The organism is Cylindrospermopsis raciborskii Cr2010, from assembly GCF_003367075.2.
GTDB lineage: Bacteria > Cyanobacteriota > Cyanobacteriia > Cyanobacteriales > Nostocaceae > Raphidiopsis > Raphidiopsis raciborskii.
On record NZ_CP065936.1, the window covers coordinates 1554652 to 1575975 of the forward strand.

General features: G+C 40.1%; 16 protein-coding genes. 1 reads left to right on the forward strand and 15 read right to left on the reverse strand.

The features are described 5' to 3' along the window. Positions 1–27: 27 nt before the first annotated feature. The 5 genes from secF to C6N34_RS07085 form a co-directional block, all read right to left on the reverse strand. A complete protein-coding gene (secF, locus tag C6N34_RS07065) occupies positions 28–984 on the reverse strand; it encodes a protein translocase subunit SecF (RefSeq protein WP_006276825.1) in 957 nt (318 codons plus the stop codon). Continuing rightward, the gene (secD, locus tag C6N34_RS07070) at positions 981–2387 is read right to left on the reverse strand and encodes a protein translocase subunit SecD (protein ID WP_057177067.1); all 1407 of its coding nucleotides are present in this window, start codon (positions 2385–2387) and stop codon (positions 981–983) included. Before secD ends, secF begins: the two co-directional genes overlap by 4 nt. 121 nt (positions 2388–2508) lie before the next feature. Continuing rightward, positions 2509–3492, reverse strand: a complete 984-nt coding sequence (locus C6N34_RS07075) for an alpha-ketoacid dehydrogenase subunit beta (protein ID WP_115539253.1) — start codon at positions 3490–3492, stop codon at positions 2509–2511. A 118-nt stretch (positions 3493–3610) separates the two neighbouring features. Further along, complete coding sequence (locus C6N34_RS07080; protein ID WP_115539252.1) at positions 3611–4687, reverse strand: D-alanine--D-alanine ligase family protein; 1077 nt, start codon at positions 4685–4687, stop codon at positions 3611–3613. 50 nt (positions 4688–4737) lie between these two features. Then, complete coding sequence (locus tag C6N34_RS07085) at positions 4738–5400, reverse strand: class I SAM-dependent methyltransferase (RefSeq protein ID WP_115539251.1); 663 nt, start codon at positions 5398–5400, stop codon at positions 4738–4740. A 197-nt stretch (positions 5401–5597) separates the two neighbouring features. Here C6N34_RS07085 and C6N34_RS07090 point away from each other — a divergent pair, with 197 nt between their 5' ends. After that, a complete protein-coding gene (locus tag C6N34_RS07090) occupies positions 5598–6536 on the forward strand; it encodes a phosphoribulokinase (protein WP_115539250.1) in 939 nt (312 codons plus the stop codon). Here C6N34_RS07090 and hypB read toward each other — a convergent pair. The 10 genes from hypB to C6N34_RS07140 form a co-directional block, all read right to left on the reverse strand. Next, positions 6496–7377, reverse strand: coding sequence for a hydrogenase nickel incorporation protein HypB (gene hypB, locus C6N34_RS07095; RefSeq protein WP_115539249.1), 882 nt, complete (start codon positions 7375–7377; stop codon positions 6496–6498). The two genes, C6N34_RS07090 and hypB, sit on opposite strands and share 41 nt — an antisense overlap. After that, positions 7368–7709, reverse strand: coding sequence for a hydrogenase maturation nickel metallochaperone HypA (hypA, locus tag C6N34_RS07100; RefSeq protein ID WP_006276832.1), 342 nt, complete (start codon positions 7707–7709; stop codon positions 7368–7370). The genes hypB and hypA overlap by 10 nt, the downstream gene beginning before the upstream one ends. Before the next feature lie 35 nt (positions 7710–7744). Next, positions 7745–8848 (reverse strand): hydrogenase expression/formation protein HypE, encoded by a 1104-nt coding sequence (gene hypE / locus C6N34_RS07105; protein WP_115539257.1) that lies wholly within the window; start codon positions 8846–8848, stop codon positions 7745–7747. A gap of 7 nt (positions 8849–8855) precedes the next feature. Continuing rightward, entirely contained in the window at positions 8856–9983 is a 1128-nt protein-coding gene (hypD, locus tag C6N34_RS07110) for a hydrogenase formation protein HypD (protein WP_006276834.1), read from the reverse strand. A gap of 15 nt (positions 9984–9998) precedes the next feature. Then, the gene (locus tag C6N34_RS07115; protein ID WP_057177073.1) at positions 9999–10277 is read right to left on the reverse strand and encodes a HypC/HybG/HupF family hydrogenase formation chaperone; all 279 of its coding nucleotides are present in this window, start codon (positions 10275–10277) and stop codon (positions 9999–10001) included. A 108-nt stretch (positions 10278–10385) separates the two neighbouring features. Further along, entirely contained in the window at positions 10386–11933 is a 1548-nt protein-coding gene (locus C6N34_RS07120; protein ID WP_057177074.1) for an ATP-binding protein, read from the reverse strand. Between the two features lie 46 nt (positions 11934–11979). Further along, positions 11980–14379, reverse strand: coding sequence for a carbamoyltransferase HypF (hypF, locus tag C6N34_RS07125; RefSeq protein WP_115539248.1), 2400 nt, complete (start codon positions 14377–14379; stop codon positions 11980–11982). A 3560-nt stretch (positions 14380–17939) separates the two neighbouring features. Next, positions 17940–18530 (reverse strand): cytochrome c oxidase subunit 3, encoded by a 591-nt coding sequence (locus tag C6N34_RS07130; RefSeq protein ID WP_057176837.1) that lies wholly within the window; start codon positions 18528–18530, stop codon positions 17940–17942. A gap of 87 nt (positions 18531–18617) precedes the next feature. After that, the gene (locus C6N34_RS07135; RefSeq protein WP_115539247.1) at positions 18618–20291 is read right to left on the reverse strand and encodes a cytochrome c oxidase subunit I; all 1674 of its coding nucleotides are present in this window, start codon (positions 20289–20291) and stop codon (positions 18618–18620) included. 42 nt (positions 20292–20333) lie between these two features. After that, the gene (locus tag C6N34_RS07140) at positions 20334–21275 is read right to left on the reverse strand and encodes a cytochrome c oxidase subunit II (RefSeq protein WP_057176839.1); all 942 of its coding nucleotides are present in this window, start codon (positions 21273–21275) and stop codon (positions 20334–20336) included. Positions 21276–21324 lie beyond the last annotated feature (49 nt).

Genomic DNA, 21324 nt, shown 5'->3' on the forward strand with positions numbered 1-21324 from the left:
GGGGGATAATAATTCCCCCGGGTAACCCTAAGTTTCTATTTCGGTGTAGGTTTGAACGCTGCTCCTTTCTCTCCACAGAGTTAAAAGGGTACTGGCAATAAAAATGCTAGAATACACACCCGCCCCAAAACCAATAATCAAGGCCAGGGAAAAATACTTCAATGTTTCTCCACCAAATATAAAAATAGCCACCAATGATAACATGGTAGTTAGAGTGGTATTTATTGACCTACTTAATGTCTGATCCACTGCGTCATCAACAATCCTATCAATGGGTATGTGAGGACTGGTTTTTATATTCTCCCTAATCCGGTCATAAATTACAACCGTATCGTTAACAGAAAATCCCGTAATCGTCAGCAATGCTACGATAAATAAACTATCTACCTCTATACCAAAAACTAAACCAAAAATGGAAAATATGCCCACTGTAATCAAAATATCATGTAACAGCGCAATTATGGCAAAAACTGCGTAGTCCCATTGGAATCTCACAGCTAGGTAAATTGTAATCCCAATAAAAGAAACTATTAAAGCAATAATTCCAGACCTAAACAGTTCTCTCCCCAGGGTTGGACCTACATCATCAATTTGGTTTTTCTGTGGGTCGAAAACACCAACTTTTTGGCTTAGGGCACTTTGTAATTTAACACGCTGATCCGTATCTAAGTTTTTTGTTCTAATGGTGATGCCATTTTGTTCGCCATTATCAGAAATTAACTGTATGCTACTTTCCCCTAAACCTTGTTCTTTGGCAACTTCTCGCACCACGTTAATATCTATAGGTTGGTTGCAATTACCTGGTTGTTTACAATCCCGGACCAATTGTAACCGTGTACCACCAATGAAATCTAATCCGGGACGCAAAGGAGCTTTAATCGTGGGTATTTGCCAAGAAATCACCATGGATATGATCCCACTAATAATAATTACTGATGAAAAAACCCACCAGATATTTCGCCATTTGTTAACATGTAATCTCATTTAATTATCTCCGTCCTATCTGCTAATTTGGGACAATACAAAGCCGGTTTCCGCCAAGATGGAAAGGATATGGCTAAAAACATAAGAGTGCGACTACAGGTAATGGCGGTAAACATGCTAACCCCAACCCCCAATGCTAAAGTGAGAGCAAATCCTTTCACCAATCCGGAACCTAACCAAAATAAGGCTGCACAAGCAATCCAGGTGGTAACATTGCTATCTAAAATGCTGGAAAATGCTCGGTAAAAACCAGATTCGACAGATCTATAAAGAGTTTTACCAGATCTTAACTCCTCTCGTGTACGCTCAAAAATTAGTACATTAGCATCTACTGCCATACCAATACTCAGGATAAACCCTGCTATACCGGGTAGGGTAAGGGTAACTCCTAACAAAGAGAATGTGGCCCAGGTTAAAATGGCGTAAATGATTAGGGAGATATCAGCAATTAATCCTGGTAGTCTATAGTATAAAACCATAAAGACTAAAACCAGAGCTAACCCTCCAATACCAGCATAGATACTACTTTGAATACTATCTTGACCTAGGGTAGCACCTACTGTCCTTCTTTCGGCAATTTCCACCGGTACGGGTAAGGCTCCCCCTCTTAACTGCACACCTAGATTATTTGCTTCTTCCGCTTGAAATCTTCCGGTTATAATTGCTGACCCACCAGTGATGCCAGTGGCTGCAAACTCTACTCCTACACTAGGAGAGCTAATTAACTCATTGTCCAAAAAAATACCAATCCCTCGTCCAGTCCCCGCCAATTGTTTGGTCAACTCGGCAAATAGGGCCCCACCTTCATTGTCAAAGCGCAGGGCCACGTTCCAATTGTTTCCTTGGGTAGGCTCTCCATAAGCATCTTTTAGGTATTTACCTGTTAGGGGTGGATCCGTGCTGGCAAATAACTCCGCGATCGCCTGATAGTTTTTCTTTAATTCCGCTTGATTTGCAGCAATGGCGTTTTCATCTTTGCCCTTTCTTAAAGTTTCTTGTTTACTTTTTATATCCAGTTGAGATACTCTTAAACTCTGTAATAAAGTTTCCGTATCTGGCTTTTGTAGACGAAACTCTAATTGTGCTGTACCACCGAGTACCTTTTCTGCTTGTTGTGGGTCATTTACCCCGGGTAACTGGACGAGAATCTTATCTTTGCCCACGGTTTGAATGATCGGTTCAGAAACTCCTAAACCATTAATTCTCCCTTCTACAACTTTTTTAACTGCTTCCAGCTCCCTGTCTGTAATCTCTTTGATTTGCTCTGTTGGTTTCACCTGAATTGTTAACTGAGAACCCCCTTGCAGGTCTAATCCCAAGGGCACTGGAATTTTAACAATTACTGCTATTGCTGCAATAAGTAAAATTATGATTAAGGCTAATACGGATCTGTATTTTTGCATAGGGATCTAAAATTAATTTACATTAATAAAAAAGATAAGGAAGATTGAGTATCTTTGGCATTTGCTGATACTCAATCTTAGCGGTTTATAACCCGAAAATTAAGCCCCGAAAATTAAGCTATTAAACCCGCAAAGCAACCATTTTTTCCACTGCTTCCACCACCTGTTCTGGTTGGACAATGGTTAACCTTTCTAAGTTACCGTTGTAAGGTGTGGGAATATCTTGGGAAGAGAGACGCAATACAGGTGCATCCAGTTCATCAAACAATCTGTCATTGATAGAGGCGGTTAGTTCTGCTCCAATTCCTCCCGTCCTCATACACTCTTCCACCACTATCACCCGGTGAGTTTTGCGAATTGATGCACCAATGGTATCAAAGTCAAGAGGCTTCAAAGAAATTAAATCAATAACTTCTGGATCATGTCCCTGTTTCTCCAAAGTTTTCACCGCTTGCATTACATGATAGCGCATCCGTGAATATGTGAGAATAGTTACATCTTTTCCTTTACGAACTATCTCCGCTTTATCTAGGGGGAGGATGTATTCTTCCCTAGGCAAATCCTCTTTCAAGTTGTAAAGCAAAACGTGTTCAAAAAATAACACTGGGTTCTCATCCCGGATTGCGGCTTTTAATAGACCCTTAGCGTTATAGGGTGTGGAGCAAGCAACAATTTTTAAGCCTGGAACTGCTTGGAAGTAGGCTTCCAGTCTTTGGGAGTGTTCTGCTCCTAATTGTCTACCCACTCCACCTGGACCACGAATAACCATGGGGATTTTAAAGTTACCACCGGATGTGTACCGTAACATTCCCGCATTGTTGGAAATTTGGTTGAATGCTAGGAGCAAAAAGCCCATGTTCATACCTTCGATTATAGGTCTTAATCCCGTCATGGCTGCACCTACAGCTAATCCGGTAAAGCTATTTTCAGCGATGGGGGTATCCAAGACTCGCAGATCACCATACTTTTTACACAGGTCTTTGGTAACTTTATAGGAACCGCCGTAGTGTCCCACGTCCTCGCCTAGTACAAACACGCTAGGATCGCGGGACATTTCTTCGTCAATTGCTTCCCGCAGAGCGTTGAAAAATAGTGTTTCTGCCATTAGACCTTTATCAAAATTTATTCCTTTCAAATTCTATCGCGCCTCCGTCTATAATAACGTCGGCGATTGCACTATTGATTTGTAATCATGGTCAATCTCCGATTGTATCCTCAATCCATCAATTTGTCAATCGGTCTGAGGTTGGTTGGCGTTCAATTGCTAGTTGAATCAATTGGTCAACTAGTTGGGGAAAGCTAATTCCGGTATTTGCCCAAAGTTGGGGATACATGCTTGTGGATGTAAATCCTGGCAAGGTGTTAATTTCGTTGATTAATATTTCTCCGGTGGACTCCACATAAAAGAAATCTACCCTGGCTAAACCAGCAGCATCAACTGCTGCAAAGGCTTTTAGAGACATTTCTTGAATTTGTTCAACTACTGTTTGTGATAGAGGTGCGGGTATTAACAGGTCAGCTTTTCCCTGGGTGTATTTGGTTTCATAATCGTAAAAATCACTATTAAAACTGATTTCACCAACCACAGAGGCTTGGGGATGGTCATTACCCAAAACTGCGCATTCTACTTCTCTAGCAACTACTCCAGCTTCAACTATAATTCGTCTATCATAGGTAGCAGCATTATCTAGAGCCGTTTCTAGTTCTTGACGGGAGCGTACTTTAGCGATACCTACGGATGAACCTAGGTTAGCTGGTTTAACAAAGCAAGGATAACCCAATGTGGTCTCAATTTGGTCGCACAGTTTAGGGAACACACAGGGATTTGACCAAATTTGCGCTCTAGTAACGGTTTGGTATTGGACTTGGGGTAGACCAGCTTGGGCAAAGGCTGTTTTCATAGCAATTTTATCCATTCCCATGGCTGATCCCAAAACTCCAGACCCCACAAAAGGCACTTGCATCAAGGTGAGTAATCCCTGAATAGTTCCATCCTCTCCATTGGGTCCGTGCAATATGGGAAACCACAAATCAATTTGGGGAGATTTCTGAGGAAATTGCCATAAATAATTGGCTGTGTTGGGGGTATTTTCCTGAGCTGAACCCGATTCTAAGACTTTTCTAGCTATTTCCTCCCCTTGCCATACCCCGTCCTTTTGAATGTAAAATGGACATACCTCATATTTTTGGCTATTCTCTCCCGTAGTCAAGGCCTTGGCAATTGCTCCTGCGGAAACTATGGAAACTTCGTGTTCTCCAGAACGTCCACCAAATAATAACCCCACCCTCAGTTTTGACATTTTCTTTTCCTCAAGAATCTCTCAAGGTGATAGATTAACATATTGATTTGTTAATTTTTTCTCGCCAGTGTTAATCCATCTGCTATGGGGACTAGACTGAGGGTGATTCTTGAGTCTCGGTGTACTTTTTCATTAAATGCACGAATTTTGCTGGTTTGGTTGTCTTGTACTTCTGGATCTGCTACTCTTCCTGACCAAAGCACATTGTCTACCGCAATTAATCCACCAGGTCTAATTAATTCTAGCGATCGCTCATAATAATTTTCATAGTTCGCCTTGTCTGCATCTATAAAGGCAAAATCAAAGGTTCCTGCTTCCCCTGCTGCTAATAGTTTATCTAGAGTTTCTAATGCTGGAGCCAGTTGCAGGTCAATTTTATCTGCGACTCCCGCCCTTTGCCAGTATATTCGAGCCATACTAGTGTACTCTTCGCTGATATCACAGGCAATGATTTTGCCATCATCAGGTAAAGACAAAGCCACTACCAGGGAACTGTAACCTGTGAATACTCCTATATCCAAGGTCTTTTTTGCTCCTAAGATTTTAATTAGCAGTGCCATAAACTGTCCCTGCTCTGGGGAGATCTGCATTATGGACATTGGCAGCTTGGCAGTTTCTTGACGTAATTCGCTGAGAATTTCCACTTCGCGCAGGGAATTTCTCAGGAGGTAATTATATAAATCCGTTCCTAAACCCAAGGTTTGATTTGTCATGGTATGGTATAAGGGTGATTTTTATCCATTATATCTTCTGCGCACTGGGAGCAGAGCTGAATATGTTGAGAGATGTTGCGGTCATGCAAAAAGTTGATCTTCGTTCCCAGGTTTAAACTTATAATCTAAAAAATGTTCTTGGAGAGCCAGGTGTTATTATGTGATATCATCAGCGGTTTGTATTTAAGGGGGTAAAGATGAGTCGTCCAATTATTCTCGGTATTGTCGGTGATAGCGCTGCAGGAAAAACTACCCTCACTAGGGGTATAGCCCAGGTGCTAGGACCAGAAAATGTAACTCTCATCTGTACTGATGATTATCACCGGTATGACCGTCAGCAAAGGGCAGAAACTGGCATTACTGCTCTCCATCCAGACTGTAACCATCTGGACATTATGCAACAACATTTGGCTCTTTTACGCACGGGTCAACCTATTCTCAAACCAGTCTATAGTCATAAAACGGGAACCTTTGAACCACCTCAATACATTAAACCCAATAAGTTTGTCATTATTGAAGGGTTACTGGGCTATTCTACCCGTGCTGCACGTGACGCTTATGATGTCAAAGTCTATCTAGCTCCTCCAGAATCTCTACGAGCTGATTGGAAGATTAAAAGGGATACCCAAAAGCGGGGTTATACCAAAGAACAAGTGTTAGCAGAATTAGAAAAGCGGGAACCAGATTCAGAACAGTTTATTCGTCCTCAACGTCAATGGTCTGATATTGTAGTTACCTTCTATCCCCCCAATGACAATGAAACAGAAAATGGTGGACATCTTAATGTCCGGTTAATCTTGCGCCCTACTATTCCCCATCCTGATTTTACTCAAATTCTTCATCCAGATAATGATGACTCAGAATCACCTGTGCGTTTGGGACTGGATAGGGATATGGGTAAACCAGTTGACGTGTTAGAAGTTGATGGACACGCAACTTTAGAACAGGTTAATAAAATAGAGCATGTTATGTGTAATGATATGCCCCATCTTAGAAATGTGTGCGATCGCGAAATTAATCCTGAACTGGGTAAGATTGCTGGCACAACTGGGGAAACTTTGCAAAGTTATCCATTGGCAATAACACAATTGATAGTTACCTATCACATGTTGAAGGCGACCCAAGGGCATTCTTAAAGGAAGGAGCGAGGGTGTGATGAGACAAAAAGCCATACCAATCATCTAAGCCTGCACCAGTGGTAGCAGAAACTTGATAAACCCGAATGTGGGGATTAACCTTTTTCGCATAGTCAATACATTTTTCCACATCAAACTGTAAATAGGGCAATAAATCTATTTTAGTCAGGATCATAACATCACTGAGACGAAAGATGTGGGGGTATTTCATGGGTTTATCTTCCCCTTCTGTAACTGAGAGAATGACAACCTTAGTCTGCTCCCCCAGGTCAAATAATGCGGGACAGACTAAATTGCCCACATTCTCTATCATCAATACAGAATCCAAGGGAGGTTGAAGTTCCTGTATTCCCCTTTCTATCATAGCTGCATCTAAATGACAACCTGTACCCGTATTTATTTGTATTACCTTGCAACCTGTGGATTGGATTTTTTGTGCATCGTTAGTGGTTTCCTGATCTCCTTCGATTACACTAATATTTAACTTGTGTTTTAAGTCATTAATTGTGCGAGTTAACAGAGTGGTTTTACCTGCACCTGGAGAACTCATCAGGTTGAGAGCTAGGATATTTCGCCCTTTAAACCACCCTCTATTTTGAGCAGCTATTAAATTATTTTTGCCTAGAATTTCCTGTTCTAGTGATATGGTTGTGTGGTGAATTTTAGCATGAATATTTGCTGGAGATTGGTCATGTTGGTGATGATGTTCATGAATATGGGAATGGCTAATTAGGGTTCCATCAGCTAGGGTATGGGTATGATAGTCCCAATTTACAGGAGGGGTATTCATATTAGTAATTCTGGCTTCTTGATTGCTATCACATCCGCAGGTTACACACATAATTCCTCCACTTCTATTTCCTTAATTTTTAATTCCTGACCTGTAATTAAATCCAACTGTACACTACCACAGGGACAGATTCCAAAAGGTTTATCTACCGTAAATGTGACACCACATTGTTGACATCTGGCCATTCCAGGGATCTCTATAATTTCTAATTTTGCTCCTTCAACTATTGTACCCTGGGCACAGATATCGAAACAGAATTCTATCGCATCTGGCATTATGGCAGATAATTTACCTATTTCCAACGTCACCCGCTTAACTCGATGCTTGTGGGCATTTTCGCTGACCAGGGCAATAATGTTACGAGTTATTCCCAATTCGTGCATATTTTATATATCCTAATATCCCGAATACTATTAGATTAACATATTCTCGGTAGCTGCTCTCCCACCAACATATCCACCATTCTTTCTGCACCAAAAACAGTTTTTAAAAAAACTATTCCAGGTAGTTGGTCAACTACTTGTCCAATAATTGCTGCTTGTTTTCCCAAGGGATGATCTTGCATGGTGGATAATACCAGTTCTGCTTGCTCCTGGGGAACAACAACCACTATTTTACCTTCGTTGGCTAAATACAATGGATCTAAACCAAGTATTTCACACATTCCAGTCACCTCCTCTCTAATGGGAATGGTCTGTTCATTGATTTTTATCCCTAGATTTGCTGTTTGGGCAAATTCGTTTAATACTGTCGCCAAACCTCCCCTAGTTACATCTCTCATAGCATGAATATCAGGACAGACCTTGATAATTTCAGCTACCAGTTCATGCAATGGTTGACTGTCGCTTTCTATATCTGTTTCTAATTCTAATTCTCCTCTAGCTATTAAAATTGCCGCACCATGATTCCCTATTTCTCCATTAATAATTACCATATCCCCCGGTTGAATATGGCGAGGTGAAATTTTAATTCCCTGGGGTATTATCCCTATCCCAGCAGTATTAATAAATAATTTATCCGCAGAACCACGATGCACTACCTTGGTGTCTCCTGTAACTATTTGCACTCCCGCTTTTTGAGCAGCATGTTGCATACTCCCCACTACTTTTCTTAATGTTTCTAATGGCAAACCCTCTTCTAAGATCATGCTACAACTTAAATATAGGGGTTTAGCACCCCCAACTGCCAGATCATTAATTGTGCCATTAACAGCTAAATCACCAATATTGCCACCGGGGAAAAACAAGGGATCTACCACGTAAGAATCGGTGGTAAATGCTAATCTATCTCCCAGTTTTCCCAGGGTTGATAAATCAAAACTTGCCTGATCTTCTAATTGTGATAAAATCTCATTATGGAAATTTTTCACAAATACATCATGAATTAAATCGCTCATAGCTTTACCACCACTACCATGGGATAGGTTAATATGGCTATCTTTAACTTGATGGGAGCGACGACCTACCTGTGCTATTTTTTGAAATAGGGGATTTTGATTTTTCTGATTTTTATCTATTGCCATACAATTGCTATATAAGAGCTGATAATCTGCCATATTTATAATATGCTGCACAAGCACCTTCAGAGGAAACCATACAAGTTCCTATGGGTGTTTCTGGTGTGCAAGCTGTGCCAAATACTTTACATTCCCAAGGTTTTAAAACTCCTTTAAGAATTTCTCCACATTGACAGGCTTTATGATCGGGCACTTTCAAATTGGGAATAGTAAATTTGGCTTCTGCATCAAATTGAGCATATTCGGGACGTATTTTCAAACCAGAATTAGGAATTTCTCCCAACCCCCGCCATTCAAATTTCTCGCGAACTGTAAAAACCTGATTCATGGCTTGAATGGCATTTTGATTTCCCCCTTTCTCAACTAACCGATTATATTGGTTTTCTACTTCACACCGATTTTCTTCTATTTGTTTTAATAACATCCATATAGATTGGAAAATATCCAATGGTTCAAATCCAGAAATGACAATCGGTTTATGATATCTTTCGGGAATAAACTCATATGGATCTGTTCCAATAACCATGCTTACATGACCTGGACCAACAAAACCATCTAGTTGTAAATCTGGATTTGCTAATAATGCTTCCAATGCTGGTATAACTAATACATGATTGGAAAATAAACTAAAGTTTCTAATGTTTTCTGCTGCTGCTTGTAATATGGTAAATGCAGTGCTAGGAGCAGTGGTTTCAAATCCTAAACCAAAAAATACTATCTCTTTTTCAGGGTTTTCCTTGGCAATCTTTAAACTATCCAGAGGAGAATAGACCATTCTAATATCTGCTCCCTCAGCTTTTGCTTGTAACAAGCTGGTTTTAGACCCTGGAACCCTCATAGCATCCCCAAAAGTAGTGAAAATAATCTGCTGGTTTTGGCAAAGGGCGATCGCATCATCTACTCTACCTTTTGGCATGACACATACCGGACATCCAGGTCCATGAATCAGTTCAATATTATCTGGTAATATTTCCTCAATGCCATATTTAAAAATCGCATGGGTGTGACCACCACACACTTCCATTATTTTCAGGTGTTTGTTTTTGTGGGAATTTCTTGAGATTTGAAGACTCAGTTGTGCAATTTCTTTTTGTAAACCTTGAGCTTTTTCGGGGTTACGGAATTCATCTACATATTTCATAATTTTACCAAGGTGTTATAAATCGCTCCTTTGCAGGTCTTTAGTATCACCATAACTGTTAGCAATTTCCTGTAAAAGGGCTAAGGTTTCTGCTGCTTCCTGTTCATTAATTCTGTTCATAGCAAAACCCACATGAACTAACACCCAATCTCCGAGACATTTTTCGGGTGGGTGTTCCTCATCAACAATACATGCTATATTGATTTGACGCTTAACTCCTCCAACCTTAACTATTGCTAGTTTATGTTCTGGATTGCTGATTTCTATTATTTGTCCAGGTATTCCTAAACACATATCTTTTTCTCGACCTAATTAGAGTTTACTAGAGTTTAACATACATCTTTGGAAAGAAAATGTGGCGTTGCACAATAATTGAGGTTCAATCATCTGATATCTACCGCTCTAGCTACGAATCACTGTAATGGTTCTTCCCTCTCGACTAATGGCCTGTTCCATACTAATCCTCTCACCCATGGGTGGTAATCCCGGACGGTGATCAAAAATTACTAACCAACCTCTATCTAATCCTAACCCACCCAGATACTTATCCAATTGGGTCAAACCCTTCGTTAACGGATCCGATTTTCCCCTCCAAACCTTTAACTCTATGCCCATCACTACCTTGCCATAGCGTAAACAAATATCCATTCTTCCAGAACCAACGGCATATTCCCGTTCTAAAGTGCCACCACCATTCACTACCCGATGTAAAAACGCCATCAAAACTAAATGGGGAGCAATTTCATGATAAGGCGCACTTTTGAGTAATGGTTCCCCATGTTGTCGCCAAAACTCTAGGAAAGCATTTAAGAGTTTGTCAGGATTTAAAGTATTATCAGTATTTAACCAAGTAGGTTGAATCTGGGGTAGACTATCCTGACTACCCTGGGACAAAACACGAGGAATCACCTCCTGGTAAATGGGATTGGCAATGGTTAGTCCTCCCAAGGGACTGCGCTTTACCAAGCCTAAATCTAGCAAGAAACGGCGATCATCCTCTGGGGTATCTGGTAAGTCCGATCCAGCTAACATGGGTTGAATAATGGCTTTGACCCGATCTTCCCGTAAGCGCTCTGCCAAACTATCCAAATGGGTATCCTGGCGCTGAATCAGAACTTCTTTGGCTTGGTTAATTACTTCAGCGGTAATGGGTTGAGTAATATCTTTCACTAACACCTGAGTGGCTTGACGAGCTAGGGCGTTTACTAACCATGGTTGCCCATCGGTTAAATAAAATGCTTGTTTAATTGCTTCCGGGGTAAAAATTTGTCCTGTAGCTTGCGTATGTTGTAAGTAAAGTTCTTCCACCTCTGACAGAGTGAAATTACTTAAAGTCAAGGATTCCGCTTTGATATTGAAAGGACTTGACGTATTCAGTCGTTCACTTCCACCAGATTTAACCTTATAGTCCCGCACATCCCGCATACCAATTAACCCCACCGAATGGGGAAATCCCCGAGGACGACGGGGAAAACCTGAGCGTAATTGTCTTAAAATTAGGATTAAAGCTTCATCTGTTAGGGAATCGATTTCATCTAAAAAGATTACAAGAGGTCTTGGAGATTGTGCGGACCACTCACTTAAAGTTTTGCCTATTCCTGAGTCTGTTTCACGCTCTGGCCAATAGGATGGTTGTAGTTCTTTGGGTAAATAAAATTTGATTGCCTGTTTCCATTCTTCTAAAATAACCTGCTCCGCTTGCTGGGGATTATGGGAGAATACTGATCCCACTTCAACGGAAAGCATAACTGCGGTATATTTTCCACTATCAGTCAATTCTCGTGCTAAGGCTATCATAGCTGTAGTTTTGCCGACTTGTCGCGGCGCGTGAATTATAAAGTAGTTTTCTCCGTCAATTAGTGCTTTCAAATCCGGTAGTCGAGCTGTGGGAGAGAGCATATAGTGGATTTCGGATTTACAGGGTCCAGCAGTATTAAAGTATTTAGGCATAATTGTGAGCTATAATTTAGATTGATTCTTGGGTCGGAACGCTTAGTTAGGCATTTTGCCCACATCTAGCTGCAACAATCATAGCTTGTCCCAGAGATATTCCTCCATCATTTGGAGGTACTTTACTATGGGTAAAAACTTCCATGCCCATATTTTGCAGTAATTTAGTTGTTTGCTGCAAAAGAATTCGGTTTTGAAATACTCCCCCGGTTAGTGCTACTTGATTAGTTTTATATTCTTGACTCAATTGTTTAACTGTTTCTATAATCAAATGGGCTAGAGTTAGGTGAAACTTGGCAGCTATTTCCCCTATTCCAACTTGTTGGTTTATATCCTCTAAGATTCCTTTCCATATAGAAGCTGTGTTTACATAGTACATTCCATCTAACTTTTCAATATTTTGATGTGATGGATAACTGGATATATCATTTAGTATTTCAGGACTAATACAGGACTCCATTTCTATAGCTGCTTGTCCCTCGTAGGTACATTCTTCTCGACAAATGCCAATTGCTGCTGCTACCGCATCAAATAACCTACCAACAGATGATACAAGGGGTGAGTTAATATTTTTTTCCACCATTTGATCTAGCAATTTCAAAGGTTGTTTTTGTAGAAACTGCACAATTTCTAGAGATGGATATTGTTCTTGAACCTCTTGCCAATTTAAAGCACTATTGAGGTGAGCATAAGTATTTCTCCAGGGTTGATAAATAGATTGTTTTCCCCCTATCATAGGTACTGGTTTAAAGGTAGCCAGTCTTTGGTAATTAGAATAATCAGCCAGGAAAAATTCTCCTCCCCAGAAATTACCATCTTCTCCATATCCTAAACCATCAAAAGCTACACCTAATACTGGCTGGCTATTTAAAGGTATTTTGTTTTCCGCTAGACAAGCTGCAATGTGAGCATGATGATGTGGAATTTCATAAAGTTGGATTTCATTACTGACTGCTAATTGTCTACCCAGTTTTGATGATAAATATTCCGGATGTTTATCAATGGCAATAATTGCTGGTTTATGGGCGAATAAATTGAGATATAAATTTAGGGTTTCTTGATAGGTAGCAAAAGCGGAGGCATTTTCTAAATCTCCTAAATGTTGTGATAAAATAGCCTCACCTGCTCTCAATAAACAAAAGGTGTTTTTCAATTCCCCACCCATGGCTAAAATAGGTGGTGTCTTTTCAAGACCTTGTGGTAAAATAATCGGTGCTGGTGCATATCCCCTAGCGCGTCTGAGAATTTGGATTTTTTGATTAACTACTCTCACTACTGAATCATCTACTCGGTTAATAATATCTCGATTATGTAATAAAAAATAATCAGCTATTGGAGCTAACTTTTTTTTAGCATCTGAATTATCAATACATTGAGGTTCATCGGCAATATTACCACTGGTCAGAACTATGGGAACATTCATTCTCCTGAGAATTAAATGATGTAAAGGAGTATAGGGCAACATAAAACCCAGAGTGTTTTGACCAGGTGCGATCGCCCTGGCTATGGGATTCCCTATTTGGGATTTGACTGAGTTAGGTGGCAAGTTATTTTGGGGATTAATTTTTAATAAAACAATTGGTGCAGCAGGACTAGTTAATAAATCTTTTTCTAAATCAGAAATCTGACAATATTGAGATATTATATTGATATCTCTAGCCATTAAAGCAAAAGGTTTATGATAACGTTTTTTTCGCTGTCGTAATTTTTCAACTACAGTTTCTTGGGTAGCATCACAAGCTAAATGGAAACCGCCTAACCCTTTAATAGCAACGATTTCACCTTTTTGTAATAAAGTACAAACTGCATCAACCTCATCCAACATAGAAAACATATCCCCAGTGATAGGTTGACCATCAGCACGTTCTAACCATGCGCGGGGACCACAACGAAAACAAGCTACGGGTTGAGCGTGGAAACGTCTATTATTCACATCTTCATATTCCTGGTTACATTCTCCACACATAGGAAAATCTACCATGCTAGTATTATTTCTATCGTAGGGAATGGCCTGCATAATACTTAACCGTGGTCCACAATGGGTACAGTTAGTAAAGGGGTAGCGGAAATAACGACTAAAGGGATCAAAAATTTCCTTTTGACATTCATCACAGGTTGCAGCATCGGGAACAATTTCCGTTTTCACTGGTGTTTCCATACTGGGAGAAATGATAAATTCTTTGAGTTCATCACCATGGAAATCATTAGACCCAGAAAGTGGACTCCTGATTAGTTCATGAATTTGAGCTAGGGGTGGACAGTGGTCATACAGTTGCTGCACAAAAGCAGTTATCTTTTCCTCACTCCCTACAATCCGGATTAAAACTCCATCCCCATCATTACATACATCTCCTTTTAAACCAGCATTTTTAGCCAAGCGGTAAACCGTGGGACGAAAACCTACACCCTGAACAGTACCCCTAACTCTTATTTGCTCTGTTCTCATGTTTTTACTGCAAAAGCATATTCATATTATATTCTAATAGGGTTGGTGGAATATTCAAGGGGAGGTTAGAAAATGCGATCGCTCTTATGAATGAGGTTGTCTATCCGAATATCAAATATTGGTGGTTGAAAAAAGACCTTATATGCGGACACAGATTCCCATGATGAAAATATATCATTGTCAAGTCAAGTAGTCAACCCCCCAATGGAAAATTTTCTGGTGCGTAATACATATTAGGGTTGATGGAATATTAGGAGGGTTGGGAAATGCGATCGCTCTTATGAACGGGATTGTCTATCCAGGAATATGAGATGTTGATGGAATATTAGGAGGGTTGGGAAATGCGATCGCCTTTATGAAGGGGGTTGTCGATCCGAATATCAAATATTGGTGGTTGAAAAAAGACCTTATATGCGGACACAGATTCCCATGATGAAAATATATCATTGTCAAGTCAAGTAGTCAACCCCCCAATGGAAAATTTTCTGGCGCGTAATACATATTAGGGTTGATGGAATATTAGGAGGGTTGGGAAATGCGATCGCCTTTATGAAGGGGGTTGTCTATCCGAATATCAAATATTGGTGGTTGAAAAAAGACCTTATATGCGGACACAGATTCCCATGGTGAAAATATATCATTGTCAAGTCAAGTGGTCAACCCCCTAATGGAAAATTTTCTGGCGCGTAATACAGGGTTGATGGAATATTAGGAGGGTTGGGAAATGCGATCGCCCTTATGAAGGGGGTTGTCGATCCGAATATCAAATATTGGTGGTTGAAAAAAGACCTTATATGCGGACACAGATTCTCATGATGAAAATATATCATTGTCAAGTCAATTAGTCAACCCCCCAATGGAAAATTTTCCGGCGCGTAATACAGGGTTGATGGAATAGGAGGGTTGGGAAATGCGATCGCCTTTATGAAGGGGGTTGTCGATCCGAATATCAAATATTGGTGGTTGAAAAAAGACCTTATATGCGGACACAGATTCCCATGATGAAAATATATCATTGTCAAGTCAAGTAGTCAACCCCCCAATGGAAAATTTTCTGGCGCGTAATACATATTAGGGTTGGTGAAATATTAGGAGGGGTTGGGAAATGCGATCGCTCTTATGAACGGGATTGTCTATCCAGGAATATGAGATGTTGATGGAATATTCGGAGAGGGGACTAAAAAATGCGATCGCCCTTATGAAGGGGATTGTCGATCCGAATATCAAATATTGGTGGTTGAAAAAAGACCTTATATGCGGACACGGATTCCCGCGATGAAAATATATCATTGTCAAGTCAAGCAGTCAACCCCCCAATGGAAAATTTTCTGGCGCGTAATACATATTAGGGTTGGTGAAATATTAGGAGGGGTTGGGAAATGCGATCGCTCTTATGAACGGGATTGTCTATCCAGGAATATGAGATGTTGATGGAATATTCGGAGAGGGGACTAAAAAATGCGATCGCCCTTATGAAGGGGATTGTCGATCCGAATATTAAATATTGGTGGTTGAAAAAAGACCTTATATGGGCACACAGATTCCCATGATGAAAATATATCATTGTCAAGTCAAGCAGTCAACCCCCCAATGGAAAATTTTCTGGCGCGTAATACATATTAGGGTTGGTGAAATATTAGGAGGGGTTGGGAAATGCGATCGCTCTTATGAACGGGATTGTCTATCCAGGAATATGAGATGTTGATGGAATATTAGGAGAGGGGACTAAAAAATGCGATCGCCTTTATGAATGGGGTTGTCGATCCGAATATCAAATATTGATGGTTGAAAAAAGACCTTATATGCGGACACAGATTCCCATGATGAAAATATATCATTGTCAAGTCAAGCAGTCAACCCCCCAATGGAAAATTTTCTGGCGCGTAATACATATTAGGGTTGGTGAAATATTAGGAGGGGTTGGGAAATGCGATCGCCTTTATGAAGGGGGTTGTCTATCCGAATATCAAATATTGGTGGTTGAAAAAAGACCTTATATGCGGACACAGATTCCCATGGTGAAAATATATCATTGTCAAGTCAAGTGGTCAACCCCCTAATGGAAAATTTTCTGGCGCGTAATACAGGGTTGATGGAATATTAGGAGGGTTGGGAAATGCGATCGCTCTTATGAACGGGATTGTCGATCCGAATATCAAATATTGGTGGTTGAAAAAAGACCTTATATGGGCACACAGATTCCCATGATGAAAATATATCATTGTCAAGTCAAGTAGTCAACCCCCCAATGGAAAATTTTCTGGCGCGTAATACAGGGTTGATGGAATATTAGGAGGGTTGGGAAATGCGATCGCCTTTATGAATGGGGTTGTCGATCCGAATATCAAATATTGGTGGTTGAAAAAAGACCTTATATGCGGACACAGATTCCCATGATGAAAATATATCATTGTCAAGTCAAGTAGTCAACCCCCCAATGGAAAATTTTCTGGCGCGTAATACATATTAGGGTTGATGGAATATTAGGAGGGTTGGGAAATGCGATCGCCCTTATGAATGGGGTTGTCTATCCAGGAATATGAGATGTTGATGAAATATTAGGAGGGGTTGGGAAATGCGATCGCCTTTATGAAGGGGGTTGTCTATCCGAATATCAAATATTGGTGGTTGAAAAAAGACCTTATATGCGGACACGGATTCCCATGATGAAAATATATCATTGTCAAGTCAAGTAGTCAACCCCCCAATGGAAAATTTTCTGGCGCGTAATACAGGGTTCGTGGAATATTTGAGGGGAGGTTAGAAAACGCGATCGCCTTTATGAATGGGGTTGTCGATCCGAATATCAAATATTGGTGGTTGAAAAAAGACCTTATATGCGGACACAGATTTCCATGATGAAAATATATCATTGTCAAGTCAATTAGTCAACCCCCCAATGGAAAATTTTCTGGCGCGTAATACATATTAGGGTTGATGGAATATTAGGAGGGTTGGGAAATGCGATCGCCTTTATGAAGGGGGTTGTCGATCCGAATATCAAATATTGGTGGTTGAAAAAAGACCTTATATGCGGACACAGATTCCCATGGTGAAAATATATCATTGTCAAGTCAATTAGTCAACCCCCCAATGCAAAATTTTCTGGCGCGTAATACAGGGTTGGTGAAATATTAGGAGGGGTTGGGAAATGCGATCGCCTTTATGAATGGGGTTGTCGATCCGAATATCAAATATTGGTGGTTGAAAAAAGACCTTATATGGGCACACAGATTCCCATAATGAAAATATATCATTGTCAAGTCAAGTAGTCAACCCCCCAATGGAAAATTTTCTGGCGCGTAATACATATTAGGGTTGGTGAAATATTAGGAGGGGTTGGGAAATGCGATCACTCTTATAAAGGGGATTGTCGATCCGAATATCAAATATTGGTGGTTGAAAAAAGACCACATTAAGTAGGGAGGCACAATTATTTGTAGGATGGGTCGCGAGACCCATGGGGGCGTTGAGTTTCATACTTCAACCCAACCTACGTTCATCTTAGATTTAATTCCACCCACCCACTTAGGTAGCGTCGAGGAGGGAATAAGAATGGCTTAATGCCAAACGTAGATAAGTACAAACAGAATAATCCAAATAACATCAACAAAGTGCCAAAACAAAGAGGTTGAGTTTACCCCAAAGTGACCATGATCGTAATTGCCAGGAAGAAAAGAGCGCATGAGAATTATCAACTGCAATAGAATACCTGTGAGAACATGTAACCCATGAAATCCCGTTAATAAATAAAACATACCGCCGAATGTACCGGAAGTAAAGCCAAATTCCAGTTGACTCCACTCCACATATTGACCATATAAGAAATAAGTACCCATAGCGATTGTGGCTAATAAGTATAATCGAAATCCAGGTAAATCATGTTTTTGTAAACGTCTTTCAGCCAAATAAATTACAAAACTACTAGAAACCAGAATAATTGTGTTAATTGTGGGACTTACTATTTCCAGTCCTTCCACCCCAGCAGGAAGCCAATTGGAATTGGTAGTTTTATAGACGATATAACCAGCAAAAAAACTGAGAAATATGACACTTTCCGAAAGTAGAAAAACAATAAAACCAAACATTTTACTGCCTTCTTCATCATGACCATGTTGAGATTGAATAGGATTGTTGAGCGAGCTTTCCATGATAGTTCTCCTTAGATAATGGTTATAGAAATAGGTTTTTTCAAGAAAAGAAAGAGGCGTTTTCGCCCCTTTCAGGTGAGGTGATATTTACTCAACCATTTCCATGGTAGAATTCTCCAGATTAGCGGTTAATGGTTCCGACTTACCATAACCGTATGGTTCACTAATAATGATAGGAATTTCTTCAAAATTTTCTACCGATGGAGGTGAAGAAATGAGCCATTCTAAACCTATAGCTCGCCAAGGATTAGGTGGAGCTTTCTCACCGTCTAACCAAGAAACTAAAATGTTGAAAATAAATGGTAAAGTGGACATTCCTAACAGAAATGCTCCCAGACTAGCCAAAATATTCCAAAACGTGTACTCTGGTGCATAGGAAGCAACTCTTCTTAACATCCCCTGCAAACCCAGAGGATGCATAGGTAAAAAGTTTAAATTTGTACCAATAAATGCCAACCAAAAATGCACCCTTCCCCAACCCTCATTAAACATTCTTCCAGTCATTTTGGGGAACCAATGATAAATAGCAGCATACATTCCCATAGTTACCGTTCCATATAGTACATAATGGAAATGTCCCACTACAAAATAGGTATTATTCACATGAACATCAATGGGAACCGACGAGAGCATAATCCCAGTAATCCCAGCAAAAACAAACATGATTAAACCACCCAGCGCAAACAACATAGGAGTGGTTAATTTAATTTTGCCTCCCCAAATCGTTCCTACCCAAGCAAATACCTTAATTCCCGTAGGAACGGAGACAAACATAGTAGTCAGCATGAACAATAACCGCATCCAACCAGGAGTTCCACTCACATACATGTGGTGTACCCAAACAATAGCACTAACCACCGCAATTAACATGGAAGAAATAGCCACTACCTTATATCCAAATAATGGCTTGCGGGAATAAACAGGAAAGATTTCTGAAAAAATACCAAATATTGGGAGAATAATCACATAAACTGCAGGATGGGAGTAAAACCAGAAATAATGTTGAAACATAACTGGATTACCACCATTAATAGGATTAAAAAATCCCGTTCCCACTGTTAAATCAAACAATAACATTAATGCTCCAGCTGTCAAAGCAGGGAGTCCAAATAATTGAATAATTTGAGCACTAAAAACTGCCCAAACAAACAAAGGCATTTTAAAAAACCCCATTCCTGGGGCACGCATTTTGACAATGGTGGTGACAAAGTTCACTGCGCCCATAATTGAGGAAACACCGGAAATAGCTACAGCTAATAACCAAAGAACTTGACCATTAATTAAATTGCCAGTAGGATTTTGTAAACTGACTGGGGGATAGGCCCACCAACCAGCTTGAGCAGGTCCACCGGGAACTGCAAAGCTGGACATGAGTAAAATTCCCACCACAGGAACCATCCAAAAAGCAGCTGCATTGAGACGGGGAAATGCCATATCCCTCGCACCAATCATGATGGGTACGAGATAGTTTGCTAGACCTACAAGGGAGGGGAATGTCCATAGGAACAGCATCACTGTTCCGTGCATGGTAAACATCCCATTATAAACCGTGCGATCTATTAAGTCAGATTCGGGAGTAACTAGTTCTCCCCGCAAAATCATAGCGAAAATTCCACCGACAAGAAAGAAAATAAAGGAAGTTACTAGATATTGAATACCTATGACTTTATGGTCTGTACTAAAGGTGAAATAGGTTTTCCAGTGAGTTGGTGTTGGGTGATGATTTGATTCACCACCAAGATTAAGTAATATGTTAGTCATGATTTTAGATGTTACATTTTACAAATTGGATATTAGCTGAACTTAAAGATGACTATCACCCACGAAATTGACCACTGGAGGTGCAGCAGGTGGAACAGTTTTCCAACCCAGTTGGATGTTTTTATTGTGGGTCTGAGCATATTCTGTAGCTGCTTGATTGGGAGCAGCTGTAGGACTTTGACTAGCTGCTTTCTTTAACCAGTTTTCATAATCTTCTGGTGCTTGGACTATTACTTTTGCTTCCATAGTCGCAAAGTAAGTACCACTATATTGAGAGTCGGTAAGACTATATTTACCAATGAGAGTTGGGGTAAATTCAAAGTCTATAGTTTTACCAGGAACAATATCCTGTTTAACTCGAAATGCTGGAATATAAAAACCATGGAGTACATCTTCTGATTGCAGTGCTAAATGTACACGTTGATTGCTGGGTAAATGCAGTTCCGTACTAGTAATACCCTGTTGAGGATAGCTAAATATCCAAGCCCATTGTTTAGCAACTACATCTATGTTTTCCAGAGGTTTATCTAAACTTGTTGCGGTTGGTTCTTGCTCTTTTTTTCCTAAGCTAAGTTGGATAGGAAGAGGATTATGTAAGTGTAATAAGTGACCAGGTCCCTGGATTCCTATAGTTTCATAAACTTGATAACTGTAGGTTGCTATCCATAGGACTAACATGATGGGAATAGCAGTCCAAATAATTTCTAGGGTAATATTTCCTTCGATATGTGGACCATCAGTAAAGTCATAGATTCTGGCTCTATGGAATAGGACAGAATATAAAATTGCTGCTGTAACCCCCAGAAAAATAAAGGCTCCTATGGTTACTAAAAAACTGAATAGATTATCTATCAAATGTGATTCAGCTGCAGCTTGCGGTGGTAACCAAGAATAGGATTGTTTACCAATAAAGATGCTCAGGAAGGTGATGAATATTCCTAGAGTCATCACAAGAAAAATATTCACAATTAACCGGATATTCATAGTTATGTCTGGGTGAATTTACTAAGAGAAAATGGGCAATAGGCAAATA